Origin of the sequence: Citrobacter sp. CK195 (genome assembly GCF_030333365.1) — a bacterium.
GTDB classification, from domain to species: domain Bacteria; phylum Pseudomonadota; class Gammaproteobacteria; order Enterobacterales; family Enterobacteriaceae; genus Citrobacter_B; species Citrobacter_B koseri.
In genome coordinates this window covers 230,415-255,867 of the sequence record NZ_JAOWGB010000024.1, presented here as the reverse complement: position 1 = coordinate 255,867, position 25,453 = coordinate 230,415, and the positions used below count along the sequence as shown (strand labels likewise).

General features: G+C 54.6%; 29 protein-coding genes. 11 read left to right on the top strand and 18 right to left on the bottom strand.

Features of this window, described 5'->3' with window-relative positions:
- Window positions 1-16: 16 nt before the first annotated feature.
- Window positions 17-1,960 carry a bifunctional 2',3'-cyclic-nucleotide 2'-phosphodiesterase/3'-nucleotidase gene (locus OGX93_RS12400; RefSeq protein ID WP_286449914.1) on the top strand — a complete coding sequence of 648 codons (1,944 nt, stop codon included), beginning with the start codon at window positions 17-19 and terminating at the stop codon, window positions 1,958-1,960.
- A gap of 88 nt (window positions 1,961-2,048) precedes the next feature.
- On the opposite strand, the gene OGX93_RS12395 is transcribed toward OGX93_RS12400, so the two are convergent.
- Window positions 2,049-2,429 (bottom strand): winged helix-turn-helix transcriptional regulator, encoded by a 381-nt coding sequence (locus tag OGX93_RS12395; RefSeq protein WP_012134394.1) that lies wholly within the window; start codon window positions 2,427-2,429, stop codon window positions 2,049-2,051.
- Between the two features lie 89 nt (window positions 2,430-2,518).
- Between OGX93_RS12395 and OGX93_RS12390 the strand changes: the two genes are divergently transcribed.
- The 3 genes from OGX93_RS12390 (at window position 2,519) to OGX93_RS12380 (ending at window position 5,315) form a co-directional block, all read left to right on the top strand.
- Window positions 2,519-3,367, top strand: a complete 849-nt coding sequence (locus tag OGX93_RS12390; protein ID WP_024130785.1) for an SDR family oxidoreductase — start codon at window positions 2,519-2,521, stop codon at window positions 3,365-3,367.
- An 81-nt stretch (window positions 3,368-3,448) separates the two neighbouring features.
- Window positions 3,449-4,273 (top strand): AraC family transcriptional regulator, encoded by an 825-nt coding sequence (locus tag OGX93_RS12385; protein WP_286449915.1) that lies wholly within the window; start codon window positions 3,449-3,451, stop codon window positions 4,271-4,273.
- Between the two features lie 76 nt (window positions 4,274-4,349).
- The gene (locus tag OGX93_RS12380) at window positions 4,350-5,315 is read left to right on the top strand and encodes a DMT family transporter (protein ID WP_286449916.1); all 966 of its coding nucleotides are present in this window, start codon (window positions 4,350-4,352) and stop codon (window positions 5,313-5,315) included.
- A 63-nt stretch (window positions 5,316-5,378) separates the two neighbouring features.
- Here OGX93_RS12380 and OGX93_RS12375 read toward each other — a convergent pair whose 3' ends face one another.
- Window positions 5,379-6,932 carry a methyl-accepting chemotaxis protein gene (locus OGX93_RS12375; protein WP_134769840.1) on the bottom strand — a complete coding sequence of 518 codons (1,554 nt, stop codon included), beginning with the start codon at window positions 6,930-6,932 and terminating at the stop codon, window positions 5,379-5,381.
- 244 nt (window positions 6,933-7,176) lie between these two features.
- Between OGX93_RS12375 and ytfE the strand changes: the two genes are divergently transcribed.
- Complete coding sequence (ytfE, locus tag OGX93_RS12370; RefSeq protein WP_012134400.1) at window positions 7,177-7,839, top strand: iron-sulfur cluster repair protein YtfE; 663 nt, start codon at window positions 7,177-7,179, stop codon at window positions 7,837-7,839.
- Between the two features lie 79 nt (window positions 7,840-7,918).
- Here ytfE and cycA read toward each other — a convergent pair whose 3' ends face one another.
- Both cycA and bamJ read right to left on the bottom strand, forming a co-directional pair.
- Entirely contained in the window at window positions 7,919-9,328 is a 1,410-nt protein-coding gene (gene cycA / locus OGX93_RS12365) for a D-serine/D-alanine/glycine transporter (protein ID WP_012134401.1), read from the bottom strand.
- Between the two features lie 309 nt (window positions 9,329-9,637).
- Window positions 9,638-10,258, bottom strand: coding sequence for a BamJ family beta-barrel-assembly machinery protein (gene bamJ / locus OGX93_RS12360; RefSeq protein ID WP_024130787.1), 621 nt, complete (start codon window positions 10,256-10,258; stop codon window positions 9,638-9,640).
- Window positions 10,259-10,477: 219 nt separating this feature from the next.
- Between bamJ and OGX93_RS12355 the strand changes: the two genes are divergently transcribed.
- Window positions 10,478-11,128 carry an OapA family protein gene (locus tag OGX93_RS12355; protein WP_012134403.1) on the top strand — a complete coding sequence of 217 codons (651 nt, stop codon included), beginning with the start codon at window positions 10,478-10,480 and terminating at the stop codon, window positions 11,126-11,128.
- Between the two features lie 88 nt (window positions 11,129-11,216).
- Here the strand turns inward: OGX93_RS12355 and OGX93_RS12350 are convergent, their stop codons facing one another.
- The 5 genes from OGX93_RS12350 to rpsF all read right to left on the bottom strand — a co-directional run bounded on the left by OGX93_RS12350 (window position 11,217) and on the right by rpsF (window position 13,724).
- A complete protein-coding gene (locus OGX93_RS12350) occupies window positions 11,217-12,146 on the bottom strand; it encodes a DMT family transporter (RefSeq protein WP_049010943.1) in 930 nt (309 codons plus the stop codon).
- A 138-nt stretch (window positions 12,147-12,284) separates the two neighbouring features.
- Window positions 12,285-12,734: a 50S ribosomal protein L9 gene (gene rplI, locus OGX93_RS12345; protein WP_012134405.1), complete on the bottom strand. Its 450-nt coding sequence runs from the start codon at window positions 12,732-12,734 to the stop codon at window positions 12,285-12,287.
- Window positions 12,735-12,775: 41 nt separating this feature from the next.
- On the bottom strand, window positions 12,776-13,003 hold the full coding sequence (rpsR, locus tag OGX93_RS12340; RefSeq protein ID WP_000135199.1) for a 30S ribosomal protein S18: 228 nt from the start codon (window positions 13,001-13,003) through the stop codon (window positions 12,776-12,778).
- 4 nt (window positions 13,004-13,007) lie between these two features.
- Window positions 13,008-13,322 carry a primosomal replication protein N gene (priB, locus tag OGX93_RS12335; RefSeq protein ID WP_012134407.1) on the bottom strand — a complete coding sequence of 105 codons (315 nt, stop codon included), beginning with the start codon at window positions 13,320-13,322 and terminating at the stop codon, window positions 13,008-13,010.
- A 6-nt stretch (window positions 13,323-13,328) separates the two neighbouring features.
- A complete protein-coding gene (rpsF, locus tag OGX93_RS12330; protein WP_012134408.1) occupies window positions 13,329-13,724 on the bottom strand; it encodes a 30S ribosomal protein S6 in 396 nt (131 codons plus the stop codon).
- 333 nt (window positions 13,725-14,057) lie between these two features.
- Between rpsF and yjfY the strand changes: the two genes are divergently transcribed.
- Window positions 14,058-14,333: a DUF1471 family protein YjfY gene (yjfY, locus tag OGX93_RS12325; protein ID WP_024130788.1), complete on the top strand. Its 276-nt coding sequence runs from the start codon at window positions 14,058-14,060 to the stop codon at window positions 14,331-14,333.
- Between the two features lie 134 nt (window positions 14,334-14,467).
- Here yjfY and OGX93_RS12320 read toward each other — a convergent pair whose 3' ends face one another.
- From OGX93_RS12320 to ulaA, 6 genes are read right to left on the bottom strand one after another with little or no spacing between them, the layout of a single operon-like run.
- Window positions 14,468-15,154, bottom strand: a complete 687-nt coding sequence (locus OGX93_RS12320) for an L-ribulose-5-phosphate 4-epimerase (RefSeq protein ID WP_286449917.1) — start codon at window positions 15,152-15,154, stop codon at window positions 14,468-14,470.
- Window positions 15,154-16,008, bottom strand: coding sequence for an L-ribulose-5-phosphate 3-epimerase (locus tag OGX93_RS12315; RefSeq protein ID WP_012134413.1), 855 nt, complete (start codon window positions 16,006-16,008; stop codon window positions 15,154-15,156). The genes OGX93_RS12320 and OGX93_RS12315 overlap by 1 nt, the downstream gene beginning before the upstream one ends.
- Before the next feature lie 9 nt (window positions 16,009-16,017).
- Window positions 16,018-16,668, bottom strand: a complete 651-nt coding sequence (gene ulaD, locus OGX93_RS12310) for a 3-keto-L-gulonate-6-phosphate decarboxylase UlaD (RefSeq protein ID WP_024130789.1) — start codon at window positions 16,666-16,668, stop codon at window positions 16,018-16,020.
- 13 nt (window positions 16,669-16,681) lie between these two features.
- On the bottom strand, window positions 16,682-17,149 hold the full coding sequence (gene ulaC / locus OGX93_RS12305; RefSeq protein WP_012134416.1) for a PTS ascorbate transporter subunit IIA: 468 nt from the start codon (window positions 17,147-17,149) through the stop codon (window positions 16,682-16,684).
- A 9-nt stretch (window positions 17,150-17,158) separates the two neighbouring features.
- Window positions 17,159-17,464: a PTS ascorbate transporter subunit IIB gene (gene ulaB / locus OGX93_RS12300; protein WP_024130790.1), complete on the bottom strand. Its 306-nt coding sequence runs from the start codon at window positions 17,462-17,464 to the stop codon at window positions 17,159-17,161.
- Window positions 17,465-17,479: 15 nt separating this feature from the next.
- Window positions 17,480-18,877, bottom strand: a complete 1,398-nt coding sequence (ulaA, locus tag OGX93_RS12295; RefSeq protein ID WP_071257347.1) for a PTS ascorbate transporter subunit IIC — start codon at window positions 18,875-18,877, stop codon at window positions 17,480-17,482.
- Between the two features lie 363 nt (window positions 18,878-19,240).
- Here ulaA and ulaG point away from each other — a divergent pair, with 363 nt between their 5' ends.
- A complete protein-coding gene (gene ulaG, locus OGX93_RS12290) occupies window positions 19,241-20,305 on the top strand; it encodes an L-ascorbate 6-phosphate lactonase (protein WP_047459442.1) in 1,065 nt (354 codons plus the stop codon).
- Between the two features lie 106 nt (window positions 20,306-20,411).
- Complete coding sequence (gene ulaR / locus OGX93_RS12285) at window positions 20,412-21,167, top strand: HTH-type transcriptional regulator UlaR (protein ID WP_012134422.1); 756 nt, start codon at window positions 20,412-20,414, stop codon at window positions 21,165-21,167.
- Here the strand turns inward: ulaR and yjfP are convergent.
- Window positions 21,164-21,913 (bottom strand): esterase, encoded by a 750-nt coding sequence (yjfP, locus tag OGX93_RS12280; RefSeq protein WP_047459445.1) that lies wholly within the window; start codon window positions 21,911-21,913, stop codon window positions 21,164-21,166. The two genes, ulaR and yjfP, sit on opposite strands and share 4 nt — an antisense overlap.
- A gap of 178 nt (window positions 21,914-22,091) precedes the next feature.
- On the opposite strand from yjfP, the gene bsmA reads away from it, so the two are divergent.
- Both bsmA and yjfN read left to right on the top strand, forming a co-directional pair.
- Window positions 22,092-22,421: a biofilm peroxide resistance protein BsmA gene (gene bsmA, locus OGX93_RS12275; protein ID WP_012134424.1), complete on the top strand. Its 330-nt coding sequence runs from the start codon at window positions 22,092-22,094 to the stop codon at window positions 22,419-22,421.
- A 130-nt stretch (window positions 22,422-22,551) separates the two neighbouring features.
- Window positions 22,552-22,827 (top strand): DUF1471 family protease activator YjfN, encoded by a 276-nt coding sequence (yjfN, locus tag OGX93_RS12270; protein ID WP_012134425.1) that lies wholly within the window; start codon window positions 22,552-22,554, stop codon window positions 22,825-22,827.
- An 85-nt stretch (window positions 22,828-22,912) separates the two neighbouring features.
- Here yjfN and OGX93_RS12265 read toward each other — a convergent pair whose 3' ends face one another.
- Both OGX93_RS12265 and rlmB read right to left on the bottom strand, forming a co-directional pair.
- Window positions 22,913-24,535: an isovaleryl-CoA dehydrogenase gene (locus OGX93_RS12265; protein ID WP_115615213.1), complete on the bottom strand. Its 1,623-nt coding sequence runs from the start codon at window positions 24,533-24,535 to the stop codon at window positions 22,913-22,915.
- Window positions 24,536-24,652: 117 nt separating this feature from the next.
- Entirely contained in the window at window positions 24,653-25,384 is a 732-nt protein-coding gene (gene rlmB, locus OGX93_RS12260) for a 23S rRNA (guanosine(2251)-2'-O)-methyltransferase RlmB (protein ID WP_275055365.1), read from the bottom strand.
- Between the last annotated feature and the right edge of the window lie 69 nt (window positions 25,385-25,453).

The following is a 25,453-nucleotide window of genomic DNA, read 5'->3' as shown; positions in this document are numbered from 1 at the left end:
AAAAAGGATGCCCCTGATGATTAAGTTTAGCGCAACGCTCCTGGCCACGCTGATCGCCGCCAGCGTGAATGCGGCGACCGTCGATCTTCGGATTATGGAAACCACTGATTTGCATAGCAACATGATGGATTTCGATTATTACAAAGATACAGCGACCGAAAAATTCGGACTGGTACGCACAGCAAGTTTAATTAACGCCGCCAGAAATGAAGTCAAAAATAGCATGCTGGTCGATAACGGCGATCTTATTCAGGGGAGTCCGCTGGGCGATTACATGGCGGCAAAGGGGCTGAAAGCTGGTGATATTCACCCTGTCTACAAGGCGTTGAATACGCTGGATTATGCGGTCGGCAACCTCGGTAACCATGAATTTAACTACGGTCTGGACTATCTGCATAAGGCGCTGGCGGGCGCGAAATTCCCTTACGTGAATGCCAATATCATCGACGTTAAGACCAAAAAGCCGCTGTTTACGCCTTATCTGATCAAAGAGACTGACGTGGTCGATAAAGAGGGCAACACGCAGACGCTGAAAATTGGCTATATCGGTTTTGTCCCTCCGCAGATTATGACCTGGGATAAAGCCAACCTGAGCGGCAAAGTCACCGTCAACGACATTACCGAAACCGCTCGTCAGTATGTGCCGGAGATGCGCGCCAACGGCGCCGACGTTGTGGTGGTGATTGCCCACTCCGGGCTTTCTGCCGATCCGTACCAGACGATGGCGGAAAACTCCGTGTATTACCTGAGCGAAGTCCCCGGCGTTGACGCCATCATGTTCGGCCATGCGCACGCGGTCTTCCCTTCCAAAGATTTTGCCGATATCAACGGCGCGGATATCGCAAAAGGTACGCTTAACGGAGTACCGGCGGTCATGCCGGGTATGTGGGGCGATCATCTGGGCGTGGTGGATCTGGTGCTCAACAACGACAGCGGCAAATGGCAGGTGACCGGGGCGAAAGCCGAAGCGCGGCCCATTTACGATGCCGCCGCGAAAAAATCGCTGGCTGCAGAAGATAAAAAACTGGTGGGTATCCTGAAAGCCGACCACGATGCCACCCGCGAGTTCGTTAGCAAACCGCTCGGTAAGTCCGCCGATAACATGTACAGCTACCTGGCGCTGGTACAGGACGATCCTACCGTGCAGGTGGTGAACAACGCGCAGAAAGCGTATGTCGAACACTTTATTCAGGGCGACCCGGATCTGGCGAAACTGCCGGTGCTCTCTGCCGCTGCGCCGTTTAAAGTCGGTGGACGTAAAAACGATCCTGCCAGCTTTGTTGAAGTGGAAAAAGGTCAGCTTACCTTCCGCAACGCCGCCGATCTTTACCTCTATCCGAATACGCTGGTCGTCGTAAAAGCCAGCGGCAAAGAGGTAAAAGAGTGGCTGGAATGTTCCGCCGGGCAGTTCAATCAGATTGATGTCCACAGCAGTAAACCGCAGTCATTGATCAACTGGGACGGTTTTCGCACCTATAACTTTGATGTGATTGACGGCGTGGAGTATCAGATTGATGTGTCGCAGCCTGCGCGCTACGACGGCGAATGCCAGACGGTGAATCCGCAAGCGGAACGTATTAAAAATCTGACCTTCAACGGCAAGCCTGTCGATCCGAACGCTATATTCCTGGTCGCGACCAATAACTATCGCGCCTACGGCGGCAAATTTGCCGGTACGGGCGACAGCCACATCGCTTTTGCATCACCGGATGAGAACCGCTCCGTACTGGCGGCGTGGATTGGCGCGGAGTCGAAGCGTGCGGGGGAAATCCACCCGGCGGCGGACAACAACTGGCGTCTGGCGCCAGTTCACAGCGACACGAAACTGGATATCCGCTTCGAAACCTCGCCGTCCGATAAGGCTGCCGCGTTTATCAAAGAGAAGGGACAATATCCGATGAATAAAGTCGCTACCGATGACATCGGTTTTGCGATTTATCAGCTGGATTTGAGTAAGTAAAACCACGCCGGGTGGCGGCTTCGCCTTACCCGGCCTACGCGATCGACATGCCGTAGGCCGGATAAGCGCAGCGTCATCCGGCAAGCCGTTATGCCGCTCGCTCTTTCCGCTGTGCCAGCACCTGCGGCAAATTGAGTTCGATCCAGTCTGCCAGCGCGGCGACCTTCTCACTCACCTGTTCACCCAGCGTCGTCAGACTGTACTCCACATGCGGCGGCACCACCGGGTACGACACCCGATGAATAAATCCATCCTGCTCCAGCGCCTGTAATGACTGCGCCAGCATTTTTTCACTCACGCCGCCCATCTTGCGGCGTAAATCGCTGAAGCGGTGCGTTCCATCACGCAGTGCCACGAGAATTAATACGCCCCAGCGGCTGGTGACATGCTTTAACACCTCGCGAGAAGGACACTGCTCGGCAAACAAATTGCCATCGCGAAGCTGCTGAGAAAGCGTCGGGTTCGTCATCTTTACACTTACCTTTTTGTACGTACTTACTAAAAGTAAGTTTAAGTGCTAGCTTAATGAAACACAAGACGAACACAGGGAGATCCCCCATGATTGCAATTACCGGCGCGACCGGCCAACTGGGCCAACACGTTATCGATACCTTACTGAAAACCGTTCCTGCCAGCCAGATTGCGGCGATTGTCCGTAACCCCGCGAAAGCTGACGCGCTAACCCGACTGGGCGTTACCGTACGCCAGGCAGACTACAGCGACGAAGCCGCGTTCACGGCAGCGTTGCAGGGCATCGACAGATTGCTGCTGATCTCATCAAGCGAAGTCGGGCAACGTGCCGCTCAGCACCGCAACGTGATTAACGCGGCAATAGCCGCAAACGTGAAATTCATTGCCTATACCAGCCTGCTGCACGCAGACCGTTCCCCGCTGGGCCTGCATGTTGAACATGTGGAAACCGAAAAAATGCTGGCGGATTCAGGCATTCCTTACGCCCTGCTGCGCAACGGCTGGTACACCGAAAATTACCTGGCGAGCGCGCCAGCGGCCCTGGAGCACGGCGTCTTTATCGGCGCGGCCGGAGAAGGCAAAATCGCCTCTGCAACCCGTGCCGATTACGCTGCCGCAGCCGCTCGCGTCATCAGCGAAGAAGGCCATGCCGGTAAAGTGTATGAACTGGCAGGCGACGAAGGCTGGACGCTGAGCCAGTTAGCCGCCGAACTGGCAAAACAGAGCGGGAAAAAGGTCGTCTATCAGAACCTGAGTGAAGCCGATTTCGCCGCCGCGCTGAAAGGCGTGGGCCTGCCAGCGGGTCTGGCGGATATGCTGGCTGATTCTGACGCGGGCGCCGCAAAAGGCGGCCTGTTTGACGACAGCCATACTCTGAGCGCACTGATCGGTCGCCCGACAACCTCGCTGGCGGAAAGCGTCAAAAGCATCCTGTAAGTGTTAAAAACAGGTTAATTGTTGTGGCATCCCTGCTGGCCATCTCTGATAATGAACAGATGGCTTTCAGGGAGAGACAACGTGCAAGGCGTACCCGAACAGTTTAGCGATGAGAAAGACAGCGCCCGCTTTCGCCATCTGGCGCAGGTGCCGGGGGTTGAGCTGTATCATGCGCATATCTCGCGTTACGCTTTCGAGCCTCACACCCACGAAGCCTTCGGTATCGGCGCAATTGAAGCCGGCGCCGAACGCTTTCGCTATCGCGGCACGCAGTACGTTGCCCCCGTCCACTCCGTTGTCACCATGAATCCCGATGAGCTGCATACCGGCGAAGCGGAAACCGCCGACGGCTGGCGCTATCGGATGATTTATCTCGATCCCGATCTGCTGGAAGAGGTGACCGGGGTTCGTCACTGGTGGTTTCATGAGGTCACGCGCCACGATCCGCTGCGCTCACGCCAGATCTGCACGCTGATCCACGGCCTGTGGCATACCGAGGATCCGCTGGCGCAAAAAGGGCTGCTGCTCGATCTGATCGACACCTTCCAGCCGCTGGCGCGCCATGCGCCGGAAGTGCGGGAAGGCGGGCATCGCTTTGAGCGCGTGCGGGACTACCTGCACGACAACTACATGCATCCGGTCACGCTTGACGAACTGGCGCGGGTCGCCTCATTAAGCCCCTGGCATTTTCAGCGTCAGTTCAAGGCCCATTTCCACGTTACGCCGCACCAAATGCTGATGGCGATCCGTCTGTGGCGGGCAAAGGCGTTTCTCACGCTCGGGATGCCCGCAGCGGATGTGGCGGCCGCCACCGGGCTAACCGATCAATCTCATCTCACGCGCGCCTTTACCCATCGCTACGGCATTACGCCAGTGCGCTATCAAAAACAGGTTTATCCGCGCTAATGCGCAATCTCATACAATACTGGCGCATTTCTCCTGCCTACACTTTTCGCAATGTGAAACGATGTGGATATCAACGATGATTAGCGGCGTGTTGTATGCCCTGCTGGCAGGGTTAATGTGGGGACTGATTTTTGTCGGACCGTTGATCGTACCGGAGTATCCGGCGGTATTGCAGTCGATGGGGCGCTATCTGGCGCTGGGGTTAATTGCTGTGCCCCTGGCGTGGCTGGGGCGTGCGCGTGCGCGCCAGTTGACGCGCAAAGACTGGATAACCGCACTCGCGCTGACGATGATGGGCAATCTGATCTATTACGTCTGCCTGGCGAGCGCTATCCAGCGCACGGGAGCCCCCGTTTCCACCATGATCATCGGCACGTTGCCGGTGGTGATCCCGGTGTTTGCCAACCTGCTCTACAGCCAGCGAGATGGTAAGTTATCCTGGCGGCGTCTGGCGCCTGCGCTGGCGCTCATCGGCGTTGGTCTGCTGTGCGTCAATATTGCGGAGCTGAATCAGGGGCTGCCGGAGTTTAGCGGCTGGCGCTACGGTTCAGGTATCGCGCTGGCGCTGGTTTCCGTTGTCTGCTGGGCATGGTACGCGTTGCGTAATGCCCGCTGGCTGCGGGAAAACCCGGATAAACATCCGATGATGTGGGCAACAGCACAGGCGCTAGTGACGCTTCCCGTTTCGCTGCTGGGTTATGTTGCGGCCTGCATCTGGTTGGGTAAACAGATGCCCGACTTTCCTCTCCCCTTTGGCCCCCGGCCTGATGTCTTTGTCGCCCTGATGGTCGCCATTGCCGTGCTCTGTTCGTGGGTGGGGGCGCTATGCTGGAACGTCGCCAGTCAGAAGCTGCCGACGGTTATCCTCGGCCCGCTGATTGTATTCGAAACACTGGCTGGCCTGTTGTACACGTTTATACTGCGCCAGGAATTTCCACCGCTGCTAACGGTAAGCGGCATTGCGCTGCTGATTGTTGGGGTGGTGATAGCCGTCAGAGCCAGGCCGCAGAAACCCGGCGTCGTCGTGGTTTCACAATCATAATGTGCCGGATGGCGCTGCGCTAATCCGGCCTACAAGATATTATCCTGTAGGCCGGAGCAGAGATTAAACTTTAAACACTGCTACCGTCTGGGTCAGACGTGCCGCCTGCTCTTCAAGCGCTACGGCGGCAGTCGCCGACTCTTCCACCAGCGCGGCGTTCTGCTGCGTCACGCGATCCATCTCCGCCACCGCCAGGCCAACCTGGTCAATGCCGCGACTTTGTTCATCAGATGCAGAGGCAATCTCCCCCATGATGTCGGTCACACGCGTTACCGCACTGACAATTTCCGCCATCGTTTCTCCCGCTTCATGCACCAGCGCGGAACCCGCGCTGACCCGATTACCGGAGTCATCAATCAGCGTTTTGATCTCTTTCGCCGCCTGCGCGCTACGCTGCGCCAGCGTGCGCACCTCGCCAGCGACCACCGCAAAGCCACGGCCCTGTTCGCCCGCGCGAGCGGCTTCCACCGCCGCGTTCAGCGCCAGGATATTGGTCTGGAATGCGATACCGTCGATAACGCTGGTGATCTGCGCGATTTTGCTGGAGCTGGTGGCAATTTCATCCATCGTGCGCACAACGCCGTCCACTACGTTGCCGCCCTTCTGCGCCGTCTCAGAGGCATTTTTCGCCAGGCTGGACGCCTGACGAGCGTTGTCGGCGTTCTGTCTCACGGTTGCGGTGAGTTGTTCCATACTGGCGGCAGTCTCTTCCAGCGATGCGGCCTGCTGTTCAGTACGCGAAGAGAGATCGCTACTGCCTGTCGCAATTTCACCCGCACCGGTATAGATCGTGTCAGCGCCTTCACGTACCACGCTGACCGTGTTCGCCAGCGCCTGCTGCATCTCATGTACGTTATGCGCCAGTAGCGCCATTTCATTACTGCCTTCGGTATGGATATTGCGCGTCAGGTCGCCTGCCGCAATATGGCGGATATGTTCCATAACATCATGCAACGGTTTAAGTAAGACACGCTGCATTGCCAGCCAGCTAATCACGATCACCGCGACAACCGCCAGCATAACGGCCGCCAGAATCCACAGAATGCGCTGGTAGTCCTGTTCATTTTGTTGAATGCCCGCGTTCGTCAGTTCGGCCTGCGCGGCACGCCATTCCAGGTACACGTCCTGCATCGCCGTCTGTTTTTGTTCCGCATTCTGTTTGAACATCTCTTCCAGTTGTCCTGCGGCAAGGAAGGTATTCATTTTCGCCAGCGTCGCGGAGTAGATGCCGTACTGCTCTTCCAGACGGTCGGCCAGGTGTTCATCCAGCCCCGGCGTTTCTGGCAGCGCGTAATATTTATCGTAATGACGCTGCGCATCAGCCAGCAGGGTATTCGCCGTCTTCACCAGTTCATTTAGCTGACCGCCGTTGATCTCATTGGCCATGCTGCTTTGCAGGCGCAACATGCCGCGGTTAAGCGTGACGCGCGCCTGGTTCAGGCTGATCCAGGCATCGGTAAACTCCGCGACGTTCTGGCTGGAACGCTGCGATACGGTAAAATTTTGCTTATCGTTATTGAGCGCGCTGATAAAAACGCCCGCCGAAATAAGCTGCATCGCGCCGAGGGCGAGTAACACGATAATCAGTAAGGTTATAACTTTGATTCGTTTGAACATTTGTTGCCTTTTACTATGCAGGTATTGTCAGAGGTCTAACTATCGGCAGTGCCGCCGGCATATTTAATTTTGCCCGGCGGCTTGCCGCGCGTATTCCTGTCCTTTTCAATAAGATTCAGCACGTTAAGGCACAAATATTTTTTGTGATGGTCATCACATTTTATTCTGACCCGAAAGGGTTATATCTTCGGCTTAAAGATGTATTTAAAATACATCTTATATTATTGAGAATGAGGTAACGGCTATGTCTTTTCGCGATCAACCTTTAGGTGAACTGGCGCTCTCTATTCCTCGCGCCTCGGCGCTGTTTCGTAAGTACGATATGGATTACTGCTGCGGTGGTAAGCAGACGCTCGCGCGCGCTGCTGCACGTAAAGAGCTGGATGTAGAAGCCATTGAAGCAGAACTGGCACAGTTGGCTGAACAACCGATTGAGAAGGACTGGCGTACCGCGCCGTTGGCCGAAATTATCGACCACATTATCGTGCGCTACCACGACAGACACCGCGAGCAACTGCCGGAGCTGATCCTGCAAGCCACCAAAGTGGAACGCGTTCACGCAGACAAACCCAGCGTACCGAAAGGTCTGGCGAAATACCTGACTATGCTGCATCAGGAACTTTCCAGCCACATGATGAAAGAAGAGCAGATCCTGTTCCCGATGATCAAACAAGGCATGGGAAGCCAGGCAATGGGCCCGATTAGCGTCATGGAAAGCGAACACGATGACGCTGGCGAATTGCTGGAAGTGATCAAACACACCACCAACAACGTCACGCCGCCGCCAGAAGCCTGCACCACCTGGAAAGCGATGTACAACGGCATTAATGAAATGATTGACGATCTGATGGAACACATCAGTCTGGAAAACAACGTCTTGTTCCCGCGCGCACTGGCCGGGGAATAATGTGTAGCCGGATGGCGCTAACGCTTATCCGGCCTACAATCCGTAGGCCCAGTAAGCTTTGCGCCACCGGGCATCAAGATTAACGCACTCCTGCCATACGTTTCTTACCGATAAACAGCCAGCCCAGCCCCAGCGCAATAAACCACAGCGGCGTGACGATCAGCGCCTGACGGGTATCATCTTCCAGCGTCAGCAGTACCAGCACAAAGACGAAGAACGCCATACACACCCAGCACATCAGCTTACCAAGCGGCATCTTATAGATGGACTTCTCATGCAGGTGCGGACGCTGCTTACGATACACCAGGTACGAGCAGAGAATGATGGTCCAGACAAACATGAACAAAATAGCCGACACCGTCGTGATCATGGTGAACGCGCCAATCACGCTCGGATTGATGTACAGCATCACCACGCCGCCCAGCAGACAGATACAGGAGAAGGTCAGCCCTTTCGCCGGTACCGCGCGCTTAGACAATTTAGCGAACGCTTTCGGCGCCACACCCTCTTGCGCCAGACCAAACAGCATACGGCTGGTAGAGAACACGCCGCTGTTGGCGGAAGAGGCCGCAGACGTCAGCACCACGAAGTTAATCAGGCTGGCGGCGGCCGGCAGTCCTACCAGTACAAACAGCTCAACAAACGGGCTCTTGGTTGGTACTACCGAGCTCCACGGCGTGACCGACATAATGATGATCAGCGCAAAAACGTAGAACATGATGATACGAATCGGGATTGAGTTAATCGCGCGCGGCAGGGATTTCTCCGGGTCTTTGGTCTCTGCGGCGGTGGTGCCCACCAGTTCAATCCCCACGAACGCGAATACCGCTATCTGGAAGCCCGCAAAGAAGCCGCTGATCCCTTTCGGGAACCAGCCGCCATCATTCCACAGATGAGTAAACGACGCTTCAACCCCGGTCGGTGATTTGAAGTGCATCATAACCATCACCAGACCAACGACGATCAGCGCCACGATGGCGACAATCTTGATCATCGCGAACCAGAACTCCATCTCGCCGAACATTTTCACGGTCGCAAGGTTAAGGCTCAGCAGCAGAACAACGACCGCCAGCGAGGCGACCCAGTCGGAAAGGCCGGGGAACCAAAACTGCGCATAGGCGGTAATCGCAACGACGTCCGCCATCCCGGTGACCACCCAGCAGAACCAGTAAGTCCAGCCGGTGAAATATCCCGCCCACGGCCCGAGCAGGTCGGAAGCGAAATCACTGAAGGATTTATATTCCAGATTCGAGAGCAGCAATTCACCCATTGCCCGCATGACGAAAAAGAGCATAAAACCGATGATCATATAAACGAAAATGATCGACGGCCCGGCGAGGCTGATCGTTTTACCAGAGCCCATAAATAAGCCGGTGCCGATGGCGCCGCCAATCGCAATAAGCTGAATATGACGGTTTGTGAGATTGCGCCGTAGCGACTGTTCAGCCGGTGCCTGTTCGTCGGCAACGACTTTTACCTGATCTACCATGTTTTTTCTTCCTGTACCTGTCTGTGTTGTGCAGGCTCTGCGGCCTTTAGTGCGTCATATGATACGACGATCCTGTTATCAGGACTCATCGATATTAGGTAAGAATCGGCGGGATGAATACTAAGATTTAGATATAATGTTAATTATATGTTTAAAGTGAGTGTCATATCACTCTGGCAACGCGAATTAGCTCACAAAAATACACGCAATGGCTACATTTGCAAGATAAAATATCGACATCTGGCTAACTTACGGTTTTCTTGCATATTTTCTGTTCCCCCCAACAAAGAGGGGAACAGAAGTCACTGCTTACAGGATTTCCAGCAGTTCTACGTCAAACACCAGAGTGCTGAACGGAGGAATGGACGCGCCCGCGCCACGCTCGCCGTAGGCCAGTTCCTGAGGGATAGTCAGTTCCCATTTGGAACCAACCGGCATCAGGGTCAGCGCTTCAATCCAGCCTGGGATCACGCCGTTCACCGGGAATTCAGCCGGTTCGCCGCGCGCAACGGAGCTGTCAAAGACGGTGCCGTCGATCAGTTTGCCGGTGTAGTGTACGCGTACACGGTCAGTACGCGCCGGAATCGCGCCTTCACCCTGGGTGATCACGCGGAATTGCAGACCGGATTCGGTGCTGTTCACACCCTCTTTCTCACGGTTTTCTTCCAGATATTTGACGCCATCTGCCGCCATTGCCTGGAAACGTTCGCGACGTACGGCATCCGCACGTTCGTGAATTTCACGCAGCGCGCGATGCACCACATCAACAGGCACTGCCGGGTGTTTGCCTTCCAGCGCATCAGCGATACCTGCCACCAGCGCTTCAGGCAACAGACCTTCCAGACCGGATTCGCTCAGCTGCTGCCCTACCTGTAAACCAATGCCATAGCTTGCTTGCGCTTCGATAGTGTCAAAAGTCGGGGTTGCCATCATATTTCCTTTCATCGGAGGTAAAGTAGCGGGCAGCATAGCAGCCACGTCTCTTCCGGTAAAACTTTGTCTCGGGAAGAGATGACAAATCGCGGGGAAAAAGAAACAATAAGAATAACCCATGCTGATGTCACGAAAGCGGGTATAACTACGAACATCATAGCGTTAGGCATCTATACTCTATGATTGAGGAACGAGACGCGGAGCAGGAGGAAAGCCATGCCCGGGCGCTTTGAACTAAAACCAACCCTGGCGAAAATCTGGCATGCACCGGACAATTTTCGCATCATGGACCCGCTGCCGCCTATGCATCGCCGTGGCATTATTATTGCCGCTATCGTGCTGGTGGTCGGTTTTCTGCTTCCCTCGAATGATACCCGCGATACGCCCGTCGTCACGCGTAATGTCCAGACAGATATCCAGTCACAGTCGCAACCGCCGACAGAAGCCGAACTTCAGGCGCAACTGGTCGCCCCGCAAAACGATCCGGGACAGGTCGCCCCCGTGGCGCCGGAACCCATCCAGGAAGGTCAACCGGAAGAGCCGCCGCAGACGCAGCAATCCCAGCCGCAAACACAGCCTTTCCAGCAGAACGGGGGAATTGACCAGCAGTGGCGCTCCTATCGCGTGGAGTCAGGTAAAACGCTGGCGCAGTTGTTCCGTGACCACGGCCTGCCGCCAACGGACGTTTACGCGATGGCGCAGGTTGAAGGCGCAGGCAAGCCGCTGAGCAATCTGAAAGATGGCCAGATGGTGCAGATCCGCCAGAATGCGAATGGCGTGGTGACAGGATTGACCATCGATACGGGTAATGACCAACAGGTTCTGTTTACCCGTCAGCCAAACGGCAGCTTTATTCGCGCCCGTTAAGCGCGCAAATTGCCGGATGGCGGCGTCGCCCTATCCGGCCTACGGCACCCGCGATTGCAGGCCTGATAAGCGGTAGCGCCATCAGGCGTTACCGCTTCACCTTGTTCACCCACCAGATCCCCGAACACACCAGCACCAGCGCAACCGCATATTTCAATTCAAAAATGTTTTCGCCGAGGAAAATCGCCGACAGCACCGCACCGGAAACCGGAATCAGGAAGTTAAACGGCGCAATCATCCCGACGCGGTTGTACTTGAGCAAAATACTCCACAGCGCAAAAGCAACAGACGAGAGCAGCGTCAGATAGCCCAGAATCGCCACAGAAGCGAGGCCGTGCACGGAGAGCGAGCCGCCGAAGGCATAGCCGCCAATCACCAGCGCCAGGCCGCCGATGCCAAGCTGATAGCCCGTCATCACCGTTGGGTCAACTGTCTGCGAAATACGTTTACCGTAAAGGGTCGCGGCAGAAAGAATAAAAGCAGCCAGCACCACGGAGCCATCACCCAACAGGCTAAAGCTGAAATCCATCAGCCCGCTGTTGAAGTTCACCACCATCACCCCGGCAAAGCCAAGAATACAGCCGAGGGTTTTGTTGTAGCTCAGTTTGTCGTTCTGGTAGATGAAGTGCGCCAGCAGCACGCTAAAAAAAGTGCCTGTGGCATTCATGATCGATCCTTTCACGCCCGTGGTGAACGCCAGACCGATATAGAAAAAGATATATTGCAGCGAGGTTTGCGTCAGCCCCAGCAGGGTCAGTTGACCAAACTGGCGCGGGCTTAAGCGGCCGATCGGTTTACGCTGCGCCATCGCCAGCAACAGCAGCAATAACCCCGCGAACAAGAAACGGTATCCGGCAAAGACAATTTTTGACGGGATATCATCTGTCGCAATCTGAAAGATCTCGTACCCGCTTTTTATCGCCGGGTAGGCGCTTCCCCATAACAGACAACAAAATGCCGCCCCCAGATAGACAACGTTTTTACGCGCGAACAGGGGCTGCTGGTGGGTTATCTCCATTCCATCACCACTTTGAAATAATGTTTTATTTTTTATTATCCCGAAAAGGGTAAAGAATAGCCAGTGCGAAAAACAGGGGGGCAGAAAAGCAAAACGCCAGCACAAGGCCGGCGTTTTTACGCGATAGAAGAATAAAACTTATTCAGCTACTACGTTTACAGTCAGTTTAGCGAATACTTCGCTGTGAACCTGGAAGTTCACTTCGTGCTCACCAGTGGTACGCAGAACGCCGTTCGGCAGACGAACTTCGCTCTTAGCCACTTCAACGCCTGCTGCTGTTACAGCGTCAGCGATGTCGCGAGTACCGATGGAACCGAACAGTTTACCTTCGTCGCCAGCTTTGGACGCGATGGTTACGGTTTCCAGGGCGTTGATTTTCTCTGCGCGTGCATTTGCAGCAGCCAGAACGTCAGCCAGTTTAGCTTCCAGTTCAGCGCGACGTGCTTCGAAGAATTCAACGTTTTTCTTGGTAGCAGGAACAGCTTTACCCTGTGGTACCAGGAAGTTACGAGCATAGCCCGCTTTAACGTTAACCTGATCACCCAGGCTACCCAGGTTTGCTACTTTATCAAGCAGAATAACTTGCATTACCTTATCCTCTCAAAGTCGTATTAATGGACCGTGGCCGATTACTGATGACGATCAGTGTACGGCAGCAGGGACAGGTAGCGAGCGCGTTTGATAGCGCGAGCCAGCTGACGCTGGTATTTTGCACGGGTACCGGTGATACGGCTTGGGACAATCTTACCGCTTTCGGTGATGTAGTTTTTCAGCGTAGCGATATCTTTATAGTCGATCTCTTGAACGCCTTCCGCGGTGAAACGGCAGAACTTGCGACGACGGAAATAACGTGCCATATGGCTAGTCTCCAGAATCTATCAATTCAATCTGCTCGGCATGCAGAACCATTTTGCTCAGACCGTTCTTTGCCTTGTGGCAAGAGATGAACCCCTGAACGGTTATGCGGCTGCCGACCGTTATACTGTGAGTAATGGCCTGGTTTTCGTGTCCGCTAACAATAACGGGCATTTGACACCACGCCTGCCGGTGAAACCCGGCTTCCTCCTGCACAGAACGATGCTCAAGCACGAACTGGCAGTGCGGAATTCCTGATGGACTGACCTTTCGAAGGGGCATCCTGCACACGGTGCCGGACAACGCCAGACGGTTGGTCATCAGAAATTACTCTTCAGAATCCCCAGCATCTGCATCATCTGCGGTTTCGTTTGCGAAATCATCGCGACGCTCACGGCGCTCGTCTTTCGCTTTAACCATCGGAGATGCTTCGGTAACAGCGTGCTTAGTACGCATTACCATGCTACGGATAACGGCATCGTTGAAGCGGAAGTTAGTTTCCAGCTCATCGATCACTTCCTGCGGCGCCTCAACGTTCAGCAGAACGTAGTGAGCTTTGTGCAGTTTGTTGATCGGGTAAGCCAGCTGACGGCGGCCCCAGTCTTCCAGACGGTGGATCTTGCCTTCTGCACCAGTGATTGCACCAGTGTAGCGCTCGATCATGCCCGGAACCTGTTCGCTCTGGTCAGGATGGACCATAAAAACGATTTCGTAATGACGCATCGAATTGCTCCTTACGGATTATTCAGCCTCCTGTCTGGGTCAGCCGAATCCCGGGGAGGCAAGGAACGTGTTAAAGGTCGGCTGAAAAATGACGCGTCATAATACTTGCGCCCATGAGGAAACACAAGTTGATTGCGCAAAAATTCACACGAAGCGCAAAGACAGGTTAACCATGTGATTTAAAATTAATCACATGGCATCGCGCCAATTTTTTGAACAACTGCATCAGAAATGGTCGCTATCGACTTCGCTGGTAGCGATTAAAATTAAATCAGAAGCAATTCACTTACAGGAGATATTGCTAACCAGACACAGCAGTCGAGGAGGTACAGTATGCGAGCGCGTGTTATGACCCTTCTGGCTGCGCTTTTGCTCAGTGCAAACGCGATGGCAGCCATCAAAATCGATAATCACCAGGCACGAAATATGGATGATGTGCAGAGCTTAGGCGTGATTTATATAAACCATAACTTCGCCACTGAAAGTGAAGCAGATCAGGCATTGAATGAAGAGACAGATGCGCGAGGCGCAACGTACTACCACGCCATCCTGACCCGGGAACCGGGAAGTAACGGCAACATGCGCGCCAGCGCGGATATTTATCGCTAGCACCAGGAAAAACCAACGAGAACATTGCCATAGTTTGACTTGCCCCCTTCACCGGGGGCTTTTTTATGGCAAAAGCGGCCCCGGAATCAGGCCGGTAACATCCCGAAGGAAGTAATGATTCCAGGGCACGTGTCTTACTTTTGTCCGTAATAGGCGTCAGGCCCATGCTTACGCATAAAATGTTTATTCATTAAATAATCGTCGATCGGGCTGAGCGCCGGATTGATACCGCGAGTAATCCATGCCATCCGCGCGACTTCTTCCATCACCACCGCATTATGCACGGCGTCATGCGCATCTTTGCCCCAGGCAAACGGCCCGTGCTGATACACCACGATGCCAGGCGTATGCAGCGGCTGACCGTCACCCAGCGTTTCGATAATCACATGGCCGGTGTTCAGCTCATATTCACCCTGCACTTCTTCTTCGGTTAACGCCCTGGTACAGGGGATATCGCCAAAGAAGTAGTCCGCATGGGTCGTTCCCAGCGCCGGGATCGCCAGCCCTGCCTGCGCCCACGCCGTGGCATGCGTAGAGTGCGTGTGCACGATACCACCCAGCGAAGGGTAACGACGGTACAGCGCCAGATGCGTGGCGGTATCGGAAGAAGGCCGCCACTGCCCTTCCACCACATTGCCCTGGAGATCCACCACCACCATATCGTCCGCTTTCATGGTTTCATAAGCCACCCCGCTAGGCTTAATGACCACCAGCCCGCGCTCCCTGTCGATCGCGCTGACGTTACCCCAGGTGAAAGTCACCAGGCCATAACGCGGCAAATCCATATTGGCTTCAAAAACGTGCTGCCTGAGTTTTTGCATTATGCTGTCTCCACCAGACCGGCGCTGGCCATACGCGCTTTCACCCAATCACGCGCTTTAGCCACCTCACGCGCCGGATCGTCCGACGTTTCACTCCACATCTCAATCAGGTATGGCCCGCAATACCCACTCTGCTTGAGCGTGGCGAAACAGCGTTCAAAATCGACGACACCTTCACCGAACGGCACGTTCTTGAACACGCCTGGCTTCGTATCTTTGACATGAACCGCGACGATATGCCCCATTCCAGCCTGCAACTCCATCTGCACATCGTTATCCCAGGCTGACAGGTTGCCGATATCAGGATAAAGCTGGAACCACGGGTTATTAAGATAGTGCGCATAACCCAACGCTTTGCTGATGGAGTTCATCAGAGGGTAATCCATGATCTCCATCGCCAGCGTGACCTGGGCACGGCTTGCCATTTCGACGCTCTCTTTCAGCCCATCACGAAAACGACGGCGCGTTTCATTGTTGGCCTCCTGATAGTACACGTCGTAACCCGCAAGCTGGATGACGCGAATACCGATGTCCTGCGCAAACTGAATGGCTTTACGCATGATCTCCAGCCCTTGCGCACGTACAGCATCATCTTCGCTGCCCAACGGAAAGCGACGATGCGCGCTCAGGCACATGGACGGCACCCGCACGCCGGTCTCAGCGATAGCGCTCACCAGCGCCAGGCGCTGCTCACGGTTCCAGTCGAGGCGCGCCAGGCGGGCATCGGTTTCATCGACAGACATTTCAACGAAATCGAAGCCCAGTTCTTTCGCCAGCCGCAGGCGATCCAACCAGCACTCCCCGGCGGGGAGCGCTTTTTCGTAGATGCCAAGCGGAGTCTGTTTAGACAGCATATCCGCTCCTTATCCCCACAACTGGGCGATAGAACGTTTGAACTGACGCGCGGCTTCAACCGGAGAGGCGGCGTCGCGAATGCTGCGACCGGCAATAAAGACATGGATTGGAATGCCCTTAAACAGCGGCAGGTCTTCCAGCGCCAGGCCGCCGGTCACGGTCACTTTAAAGCCCATATCAGAGAGACGTTTGATCGCGCTGATATCCGCTTCGCCCCAGGCCACGCCAGCGGCCTGTGCATCACGGCTACGGTGATAAACCACCTGCTGGATCCCCGCATCGCGCCACTCCTGCGCCTGCTCCCAGGTCCAGTAGCCGGTCAGTTCAATCTGCACATCGCCGTTAAACTCTTGCGCCACTTCCAGCGCGCCTTTGGCGGTGTTGATATCCGCGCAGCAGATAACCGTCACCCAATCCGCGTTGGCTTCAAAGCACATACGAGAGAGAATTTTCCCCGCGTCCGCAATTTTGGCGTCAGCCAGCACGATCTTATGCGGATAAAGCGCTTTCAGATCGCGTACCGCACGTACGCCTTCACCCACGCACAGGATGGTGCCAACTTCGATAATATCGACTTCTTCCGCGATCAGGCGGGTCGTTTCGTAAGCGTGGGACAGCGTCTGGTTATCCAGCGCAACTTGCAACATAGGTAATGACATTTCTATTCCTTACTTAAACTGCCGCCGCAGTGGCGTTATCAATTAAATCCAGCACATCCTGCTCGGTACGGCAGGCGCGTAAACGGTCAAAGTTGGCTTCATCTTCAAACAGGTTGACGATTTGCATGATGCCGTCTTCCTGATGCGCGCGGGCATCCACTGCCGCCAGCGTGATGAGGATATCGACCGGGTCATTATCTTCGTGGTTGAAGACCATCGGCGTTTTCAGCGTCACCAGCGCGAAGCCGGTTTTTTTGACGCCCTCTTCCGGGCGGCCATGCGGCATCGCCAGGCCTGGCGCAATCACAAAATACGGACCAAAACGCTCTACGCCATCAAGAATGGCCTGGTAGTAACGCGGCTCCACAACATCCGCTTCCACCAGCAGGTCTACGCCGATTTTCACCGCCTCCTGCCAGGTGCTCGCTTCTGCATTCAGGCGAATGGACTTATTCTCCGCCAGCGAATCACGTAATTTCATGCTGCGTCCTTATTTCAGGTCGTTCGGAAAGTGCTCTTTGATCACTTCCATCAGTTTCGGACCAAAATCAGCGGCGGAAAGCATATTGCGCACACCCACCACATATTTATTACCGGAAACGGTGATTTCGCTGGCGACGTGCGTCGAGGCAATAATGATGTCCGCACCGTTCAGCTCACTTTTGTACTCACCCACCGCGCAACTATTTACCGTGTGCGCAACGCCCTGCTGCGTCAGAAACTGGTCAACTTTCATTTTCATGATCATTGAACTGCCTTGCCCACAACCACAAACAGCCAGAATACGTACGGTCATAATCGGAACTCCTTATTAAGCAGAGTGTTCTGCCAGTTGTTTTTCTGCATCTTCTTCAGCGCGCAATGTGCGCCCTGCGAAGAACATATAAGCCAGTGAAATCAGTATCATGACGCTCATAAACATCAGCCCGATGCTGACGAAGCCTTGCATCATCGGAGGCGCCAGAATCGACCAGTCAGCCATTCCCATCCAGGCGCTCATACCGGTCAGTTTCACCGCCCAGACGCAGCCAAAGATTTCGATCATGCCCATAACCAGGCAAATCTTGAGCGCCGCGCGCCAGCCGCCAAAGTGGTTAGCGAACACGCCAATCGTGGCGTTAGAGAAGAACATTGGGATAAAGCCAGGGATGATCAGAATGGAGGAGCCGCAACCTACCAGAATACCAACGGCGATCAGCTGACCAATCGTGCCCCACATAAAGCCCCAGACCACCGCGTTCGGCGCGAAGCTATAAATCGCCGCACAGTCAATCGCCAGCACAGCACCGGGGATCAGACGCTGAGAGATACCGTTAAATGCTTCGGACAGTTCGGCGACAAACATGCGCACGCCCTGCGTGATGATGAAAATAGCGACAGCGAACTGGAAGCCGGTTTGCAGGATATAGATAGACCAGTGCGTTTTACCCGCCATCGCCTGAACCACATCCAGGCCAAAAGAGAGCAGGATCGCGCCGAAGAAGATGGTCATGACAATTGCCGTGGAGACGATATTGTCGTGGAAGATATTCAGCCAGCCGGGCAGTTTGAGATCTTCAACGCTCTCTTCTTTTTTACCGAGATATGGCGCGACTTTATACGCCAGCCATGCGGCAAACTGTTGCTGGTGACCAATGGAGAAACCACAGCCGTCTGTGACTTCCTGCGTCGGCTTATACATCATATTGGAGGTGATCCCCCAATACAGGGACACCAGAATCGCCGTGCAGATAATGGTGGTCCACATCGGATAACCGAAGATGTAGAAGAACACCGCGATCAGCCCCGCCTGCTGGAACATGATATGCCCGGTAAGCATGATGGTGCGAATCCCGGTAATCCGGCGCAGCAGCACGTAGCCGATATTCAATGCCAGCGCTAACAGCACGGCATACCCGACCCAACTGTAGGCATCGCCCATGCGCTCGATCGTCGCCATCATGGAGGCGTAAGTATCAGAAATCGCGCCGTTGATGCCATACACCTCAGACATCTTCGCCACGACGGGCTTAAAGGTACTGGTCAGGATGCCGGACCCTGCCTGTAATAACATGAAACCAATAATGGTTTTTATCGTACCTTTGATAATAACGCTGACACTTTTGCGTAGGAGGATATAGCCCAGACAGGTGACAATACCCAGTAGCAGCGGAGCATTGGTCATAACCTGGTTAAAGAAAACGGTAAAGATGTTGTAGAGGATCTCCATAACGATCTCCAGTAGACGAAGTTGCTGAGCTCTGCGTACGCTCAGGTTGTTGTGTCACCACTCTAATTTTCAAAAGTAATCACAACAAGATTGAATTTGATTAATTGTGACGCACCACGCAAATAATTCCCACACTTCAGAAAAGGATTAACTCGACGTTAACCAGCCATCAATAAAACTCATTTTAATCAAATAGATATATTTAATTTCAATAGTTATACGCCCTTCATTACGTTCTCCTTTACTTCCAGACCGCCCTTCACAAGCAAAAATATGCCGTTGCCATCTTGAAAAAATAATGTCAGGATTAATCAAAACCAATCACACACTGATTCAATTTGAACAAACATGAAGGTAAATGCGATGAGTAAAGTGAAAAGTATCACGCGTGAATCATGGATCCTGAGCACCTTTCCTGAGTGGGGAAGCTGGCTGAATGAAGAGATCGAACAGGAACAGGTCGCGCCCGGCACATTTGCTATGTGGTGGCTCGGTTGCACCGGCATCTGGCTGAAATCAGAAGGCGGCACCAACGTATGCGTTGATTTCTGGTGCGGCACCGGCAAACAAAGCCACGGCAATCCGTTGATGAAAACGGGCCATCAGATGCAGCGCATGGCAGGGGTGAAGAAATTGCAGCCGAACCTGCGCACCACGCCGTTTGTTCTCGATCCTTTCGCGATTCGCCAGATCGATGCCGTGCTGGCCACTCACGATCATAACGATCATATCGACGTCAACGTCGCCGCAGCGGTGATGCAAAACTGCGCTAACGATGTGCCTTTCATCGGGCCGCAAACCTGCGTTGACCTGTGGATTGGCTGGGGCGTGCCGAAAGAGCGCTGCATCGTGGTCAAACCAGGCGATGTTGTAAAAGTGAAAGACATCGAAATTCATGCGCTTGATGCGTTTGATCGTACTGCGCTCATCACGCTTCCGGCCGATCAAAAGGCGGCGGGCGTACTGCCGGACGGCATGGATGCGCGCGCGGTGAACTACCTGTTCAAAACGCCGGGCGGTACGCTGTATCACAGCGGCGACTCCCACTACTCCAACTACTATGCGAAGCACGGCAATGAGCATCAGATCGACGTGGCGCTCGGCTCCTATGGCGAGAACCCGCGTGGCATCACCGACAAGATGACCAGCGCCGACATGCTGCGTATGGCGGAAGCGCTGAACACGAAAGTCGTGATTCCGTTCCACCATGATATCTGGTCGAACTTCCAGGCCGATCCGCAGGAAATCCGCGTTCTGTGGGAAATGAAAAAAGATCGCCTGAAGTATGGCTTCAAGCCGTTTATCTGGCAGGTTGGCGGTAAGTTCACCTGGCCACTGGATAAAGACAACTTTGAATATCACTACCCGCGTGGTTTTGATGACTGCTTCACGATGGAACCGGATTTACCGTTCAAATCCTTCCTGTAATTGTTCTCCGATGCCGGGTTTTCCCGGCATTTTTCTATATTTACTTTAGTATTTTCAGGCTATTTCAAATATCATCTTTTAAAATCAATTCGTATCGGAATAGCTCATGACTGAAGCACAAAGACATCAAATATTGCTGGATATGCTGGCGCAATTGGGCTTTGTTACCGTCGAGAATGTGATCGAACGTCTGGGGATCTCACCGGCCACGGCGCGTCGGGATATCAACAAGCTCGATGAGAGCGGAAAGCTCAAAAAAGTGCGTAATGGCGCCGAAGCAATCGCTCAGCAACGTCCGCGCTGGACGCCGATGAATCTGCATCAGGCGCAGAACCACGATGAAAAAGTGCGCATTGCTAAAGCGGCAGCGCAACTGGTGAATCCTGGGGAAAGCGTGGTGATCAACTGTGGATCGACCGCCTTTCTGCTGGGCAGAGAAATATGCGGTAAGCCGGTGCAGATCATCACCAACTATCTCCCGCTGGCGAACTATCTGATCGATCAGGAACATGAAAGCGTGATCATCATGGGAGGTCAGTACAACAAGAGCCAGTCCATCACGCTTAGCCCCCAGGGCAGCGAAAACAGCCTGTATGCCGGGCACTGGATGTTTACCAGCGGCAAAGGCCTGACCGCAGACGGTCTGTATAAAACCGATATGCTCACCGCTATGGCCGAGCAGAAAATGCTCAGCGTGGTCGGGAAGCTGGTGGTGCTGGTGGATAGCAGCAAGATCGGCGAGCGCGCAGGCATGTTGTTCAGCCGCGCCGATCAAATCGACACGCTGATTACGGGCAAAAATGCTAACCCTGACATTCTGCAACAGCTTGAAGCGCAAGGCGTTAGCATTCTGCGCGTTTAAAGATGCTGGCGGAAAAACGACACCGTTGCCGCCAGCGCCTCTGGCGTAATACGGTGGCGTACGCCTGCTTCCCACAGACAGGTCAGGTTCTGATCCCTGTTCGCCTGAATCAGCGCCTGTTGTAAGCGGAACGTTTCCACCGCAGGGACGACGTCATCTTCCTGTCCATGCCATAGCAGCAGCGGCCGGTCGGCCAGTTTTGGCAACTGATGCGCCACCTCCCACTCAGCCAGGGGAGCAATGATGTCGTCAAATTCTCGCTGTTGCTCCGGCGTCTCAGGAATTAATGGCGGAAAAAGCGTATGCGCCAGTCGGGTGAAATAACCCGACCCCATCAGGCTGGCGACGCATTTTACCTCCGGGTGGCGGGCCATGATCCCCAGCGCCGTCATACCGCCCATTGATGCGCCCCCCACGGCCAGACGTTCTTCCAGCACCCAGTTTTCCTGTTGAACTGCCGCACGTAACGCAGCGAATTCCTGCATGTTTTGCCGCAGAATCTGCCAGAATTGGGTCATTCGCCCCTGCGCATCACCGCTAAACCGCGCGCCATGCTCGGGCGCATCCGGCATGATAACCCGGAACCCGGCCTGCGCCAGGGCAACCGCAAAGTAGCTATAGACCAGGCTGGAAGAGGTAAAACCGTGGTAAAAAATAATACATGGAAGGGGCGTGTCACGTTTACCGTCAGGAAACGCGTGGAGTATGGAATGTCCTGCCAGGTACCGTGTTTCTATTTTTATCATATATCCCCCTTTCTCTGATATGCCACGGAGAAATACATAACTCAAGTTAATGAGTACGGCAATGATTCATAATGTTGAGAAGTGGATTACGCTTTCACTCTATTTTCATTCGAAAATCGCGTGAGAGATAACAATTTGGGAACATTCCCCCTAAAGGAAATTAATAAGGCACTACACTATGGCTATCAGTAAACGAGATAGAGTTATGCGACGGTTCGCCCCATTGATGCTGGTACTGTTTTTAAGCGCCTGTAGCGTATTGCAAGGGACGCCGCAACCAGCACCGCCAGTCGCTGACCATCCTCAGGAAATTCGCCGTGACCAGACACAAGGGTTGCAGCGCCTGGGAACGGTAAGCTCAATGGTTCGGGGTTCTCCTGACGATGCTGTGGCAGAGATCAGAGCAAAAGCCGCCGCCGCTAAAGCAGATTATTACGTTATTTTGTTGGTTGATGAAACCATCGTAACAGGCCAATGGTATTCGCAAGCCATCCTGTATCGTAAATAGCGGAAGGTTGAAATTTAGTCAGCTTTACATTGCTTTGCGCCTCTATGCGTTTACCTGTGCACAATGAAATCATGGGATGACCGCAATGGAATGCCCTGTTGAATGCGGGGTCACGTAAAAGGAGCTGACGATGAAACGATCTCTTGCCTTATCCTCACTGCTGCTTTCTGCCGGTCTGGTGAGTACGACGGCGCAGTCTGCCGAATTCGCCAGCGCGGACTGCGTAACGGGCCTGAATGAAATTGGTCTGATATCCGTGAGTAATATTTCGGGAAATCAGCAGGATGTGGAACGTATCATTGCGTTAAAAGCCGATGAGCAGGGCGCTTCGTGGTATCGGATTATCCAGATGTACGAAGAACAGCAGCCCGATAACTGGCGCGTACAAGCCATACTTTATGCGTAACAGATTGCCTGATGGCGTAAACTTATCTGGCCTGCACCGATCGCAGGCATGATAAGACGCGCCCGCGCCGCCATCAGGCAAATCGTTATCGCAATCCCCCCGTTGCCCGCAGCAACAGATCATTTTGCACCTGTTCAGACAGGCGTAACACGCCGCGCGTGTCCAGCATCATTTGGCACCAGGCCTGTGCCAACGGCGGAGAAGCATAGCGCAGCATTTGCGCCCCGCAACCGAGCAGGAACAGCTGCTGCGTTATCTCCCGTCCCTGCGCTTCATCGGGTTTGCGCAAGCGCTGTTGCAGCTGACGTACCGCCCGATCATAATGCCGATCCTGCCCTTTGACCTCCGCAAAAGCCTCGTTGAGCAGCTCATAGACGCCGGTCTGTTTACTCAGCACCCGCAGCACGTCCAGACACATGACGTTTCCCGACCCTTCCCAGATGCTGTTGACCGGCATCTCACGATACAGGCGCGGTAGCTCGCTCTCCTCGCAATAGCCAACGCCACCGAGCACTTCCATCGCCTCGGCAACAAAGGGGATGCCACTTTTGCAAATAGCAAACTTCGCGGCTGGCGTAAACAAACGCGCCCGGAGCGCTTCTTTCGGGTCGCCACGACGATCCCACGCACGAGCCAGACGAAACAGCAGCGCCGTCTGGCCTTCAAGCTGGAGCGCCATACGACTTAAAACCTGCCGCATCATGGGCTGATCAATCAAAGATTTGCCGAACACCTGCCGCTGATGCGCGTGGTAAATCGCCACGGAAAACGCCCGGCGCATCATACTATGACTGCCCAGCGCGCAATCAAAGCGGGTCATCCCTCCCATCTTCAGTATGTGACGAATCCCCTCGCCTTCCTCACCCAGTAGCCAGCCCACCGCATCCTGAAACTCAACCTCGCAACTGGCATTAGAGCGGTTGCCCAGTTTGTCTTTCAGTCGCTCAAGGCGAACGCCGTTTCGCTGCCCGTCAGGCAAAAAACGCGGGACAAAAAAGCAGGATAACCCGCCTTTCGTCTGCGCCAGCACCAGGTGCGCGTCGCTTTGCGGCACGGAGAAAAACCATTTGTGCCCCACCAGGCGCCAGGCGCCATCGTCCAGTCGCTCTGCCCGGGTGGTGTTACTCAGCACATCGGAGCCGCCCTGCTTTTCCGTCATGCCCATGCCAATCAGCAGGCCGCGTTTTTGCCCACCGGGCAGGAGGTGTGAATCATAGCGATCGCTGCGTAGCGGCGTTAACCAGTCGTGGAAGGGGGGCGGCAGCATCTGTAGCAGCAGCGGCGTAGCGGCAAAAGTCATCGTGACTGGACACAACGTGCCCGCTTCCACCTGCGCATGCAGCATAAAACGCGCAGCCCGCGCGACAAAGGCCCCCTGTCTGGCGTTCTCTTCCCAGGCCAGATTATGCACACGGTTAGCGCACAAGCCCTGCATCAGCAGATGCCAGGCGGGATGAAAACGGACATCGTCCAGCCGCTGCCCTTGTGGATCGTAACGCAGCAGTTCAGGTGGAAAGGCGTTCGCCAGCCGCCCCAGCTCCAGCGACTCCGCAGTGCCCAGTTGTTGACCGATGCTGGCGAGAAGATCGCTGTCCCAACCCGCGCCTTCACGGGCGACCGCCTCGCAAAGCGCGCCATCAGACAGGAATAAATTGCTGTTGTTGAGCGGTGCCGGTTGGTTAAAAACGGTATGCGTTTGCCAGTGCATTGTGTTTCCCTCCGTCAATGGCAGTCGCATTAAGTATGGTCAGCCTGCGGGGGACACGCCTGGGATAATGGTCACAAAAAAGCCATCCCGAGGGATGGCTTCATCAGTCAAAAGCGCTTAGCTGCGCTGTCGCACCGCTTCAAACAGGCAGATCCCGGTCGCGACGGAGACGTTCAGCGACGACACGCTGCCCGCCATCGGAATGCTGATCAGCTCATCACAGTGCTCGCGGGTCAGACGACGCATCCCTTCGCCTTCAGCGCCCATCACCAGCGCCATCCGGCCGGTCATTTTGCTCTGGAACAGCGTATGGTCAGCTTCGCCCGCCGTACCGACAAGCCAGATATTCTCTTCCTGCAACAGACGCATGGTACGCGCCAGGTTGGTCACACGGATCAGCGGCACGCTTTCGGCTGCGCCGCAGGCCACCTTTTTCGCCGTTGCATTAAGCTGTGCGGAACGATCTTTCGGCACAATGACCGCATGTACGCCAGCGGCGTCTGCGCTACGCAGACAGGCGCCGAGGTTATGCGGATCGGTCACGCCGTCGAGGATCAGCAGGAAGGGATTGTCGAACTTCGCGATCAGATCAGGAAGATCGTTTTCCTGATACTGGCGTCCCGGCTTCACGCGCGCAATGATCCCCTGATGTACCGCACCCTCGCTTTTTTCATCAAGATACTGGCGGTTCGCCAGTTGGATCACCACGCCCTGCGCTTCCAGCGCATGGATCAGCGGCAGCAGGCGTTTATCTTCCCGCCCTTTCAGAATAAAGACGTCCTGAAAGCGCTCTGGCGCACGTTCCAGCAGAGCCTGCACCGCGTGGATGCCGTAAATCATTTCACTCATTGATGGTTCTCATTGATCAATTTTGCTGGGCGGCGCGATGCCTGCCCGGTCTACAGTACAAACGCCCTC

Excerpts from the sequence above, each read along its gene's own strand:
- OGX93_RS12380 (WP_286449916.1), top strand. The coding sequence starts at position 4,350 with ATGATTAGCGGCGTGTTGTATGCCCTGCTGGCAGGGTTAATGTGGGGA.
- rlmB (WP_275055365.1), bottom strand. The coding sequence starts at position 25,384 with ATGAGTGAAATGATTTACGGCATCCACGCGGTGCAGGCTCTGCTGGAA.
- ulaC (WP_012134416.1), bottom strand. The coding sequence starts at position 17,149 with ATGAAATTACGTGATTCGCTGGCGGAGAATAAGTCCATTCGCCTGAAT.
- yjfP (WP_047459445.1), bottom strand. The coding sequence starts at position 21,913 with ATGATAAAAATAGAAACACGGTACCTGGCAGGACATTCCATACTCCAC.
- yjfY (WP_024130788.1), top strand. The coding sequence starts at position 14,058 with ATGCGAGCGCGTGTTATGACCCTTCTGGCTGCGCTTTTGCTCAGTGCA.
- priB (WP_012134407.1), bottom strand. The coding sequence starts at position 13,322 with ATGACCAACCGTCTGGCGTTGTCCGGCACCGTGTGCAGGATGCCCCTT.
- ulaB (WP_024130790.1), bottom strand. The coding sequence starts at position 17,464 with ATGACCGTACGTATTCTGGCTGTTTGTGGTTGTGGGCAAGGCAGTTCA.
- OGX93_RS12395 (WP_012134394.1), bottom strand. The coding sequence starts at position 2,429 with ATGACGAACCCGACGCTTTCTCAGCAGCTTCGCGATGGCAATTTGTTT.
- OGX93_RS12355 (WP_012134403.1), top strand. The coding sequence starts at position 10,478 with ATGCCCGGGCGCTTTGAACTAAAACCAACCCTGGCGAAAATCTGGCAT.
- ulaA (WP_071257347.1), bottom strand. The coding sequence starts at position 18,877 with ATGGAGATCCTCTACAACATCTTTACCGTTTTCTTTAACCAGGTTATG.
- rpsR (WP_000135199.1), bottom strand. The coding sequence starts at position 13,003 with ATGGCACGTTATTTCCGTCGTCGCAAGTTCTGCCGTTTCACCGCGGAA.
- bamJ (WP_024130787.1), bottom strand. The coding sequence starts at position 10,258 with ATGGCAACCCCGACTTTTGACACTATCGAAGCGCAAGCAAGCTATGGC.
- bsmA (WP_012134424.1), top strand. The coding sequence starts at position 22,092 with ATGGCTATCAGTAAACGAGATAGAGTTATGCGACGGTTCGCCCCATTG.
- ulaD (WP_024130789.1), bottom strand. The coding sequence starts at position 16,668 with ATGTCATTACCTATGTTGCAAGTTGCGCTGGATAACCAGACGCTGTCC.
- OGX93_RS12320 (WP_286449917.1), bottom strand. The coding sequence starts at position 15,154 with ATGCAAAAACTCAGGCAGCACGTTTTTGAAGCCAATATGGATTTGCCG.
- cycA (WP_012134401.1), bottom strand. The coding sequence starts at position 9,328 with ATGGTAGATCAGGTAAAAGTCGTTGCCGACGAACAGGCACCGGCTGAA.
- OGX93_RS12350 (WP_049010943.1), bottom strand. The coding sequence starts at position 12,146 with ATGGAGATAACCCACCAGCAGCCCCTGTTCGCGCGTAAAAACGTTGTC.
- OGX93_RS12390 (WP_024130785.1), top strand. The coding sequence starts at position 2,519 with ATGATTGCAATTACCGGCGCGACCGGCCAACTGGGCCAACACGTTATC.
- rplI (WP_012134405.1), bottom strand. The coding sequence starts at position 12,734 with ATGCAAGTTATTCTGCTTGATAAAGTAGCAAACCTGGGTAGCCTGGGT.
- OGX93_RS12315 (WP_012134413.1), bottom strand. The coding sequence starts at position 16,008 with ATGCTGTCTAAACAGACTCCGCTTGGCATCTACGAAAAAGCGCTCCCC.
- yjfN (WP_012134425.1), top strand. The coding sequence starts at position 22,552 with ATGAAACGATCTCTTGCCTTATCCTCACTGCTGCTTTCTGCCGGTCTG.
- OGX93_RS12265 (WP_115615213.1), bottom strand. The coding sequence starts at position 24,535 with ATGCACTGGCAAACGCATACCGTTTTTAACCAACCGGCACCGCTCAAC.
- ulaR (WP_012134422.1), top strand. The coding sequence starts at position 20,412 with ATGACTGAAGCACAAAGACATCAAATATTGCTGGATATGCTGGCGCAA.
- ulaG (WP_047459442.1), top strand. The coding sequence starts at position 19,241 with ATGAGTAAAGTGAAAAGTATCACGCGTGAATCATGGATCCTGAGCACC.
- rpsF (WP_012134408.1), bottom strand. The coding sequence starts at position 13,724 with ATGCGTCATTACGAAATCGTTTTTATGGTCCATCCTGACCAGAGCGAA.
- OGX93_RS12400 (WP_286449914.1), top strand. The coding sequence starts at position 17 with ATGATTAAGTTTAGCGCAACGCTCCTGGCCACGCTGATCGCCGCCAGC.
- ytfE (WP_012134400.1), top strand. The coding sequence starts at position 7,177 with ATGTCTTTTCGCGATCAACCTTTAGGTGAACTGGCGCTCTCTATTCCT.
- OGX93_RS12375 (WP_134769840.1), bottom strand. The coding sequence starts at position 6,932 with ATGTTCAAACGAATCAAAGTTATAACCTTACTGATTATCGTGTTACTC.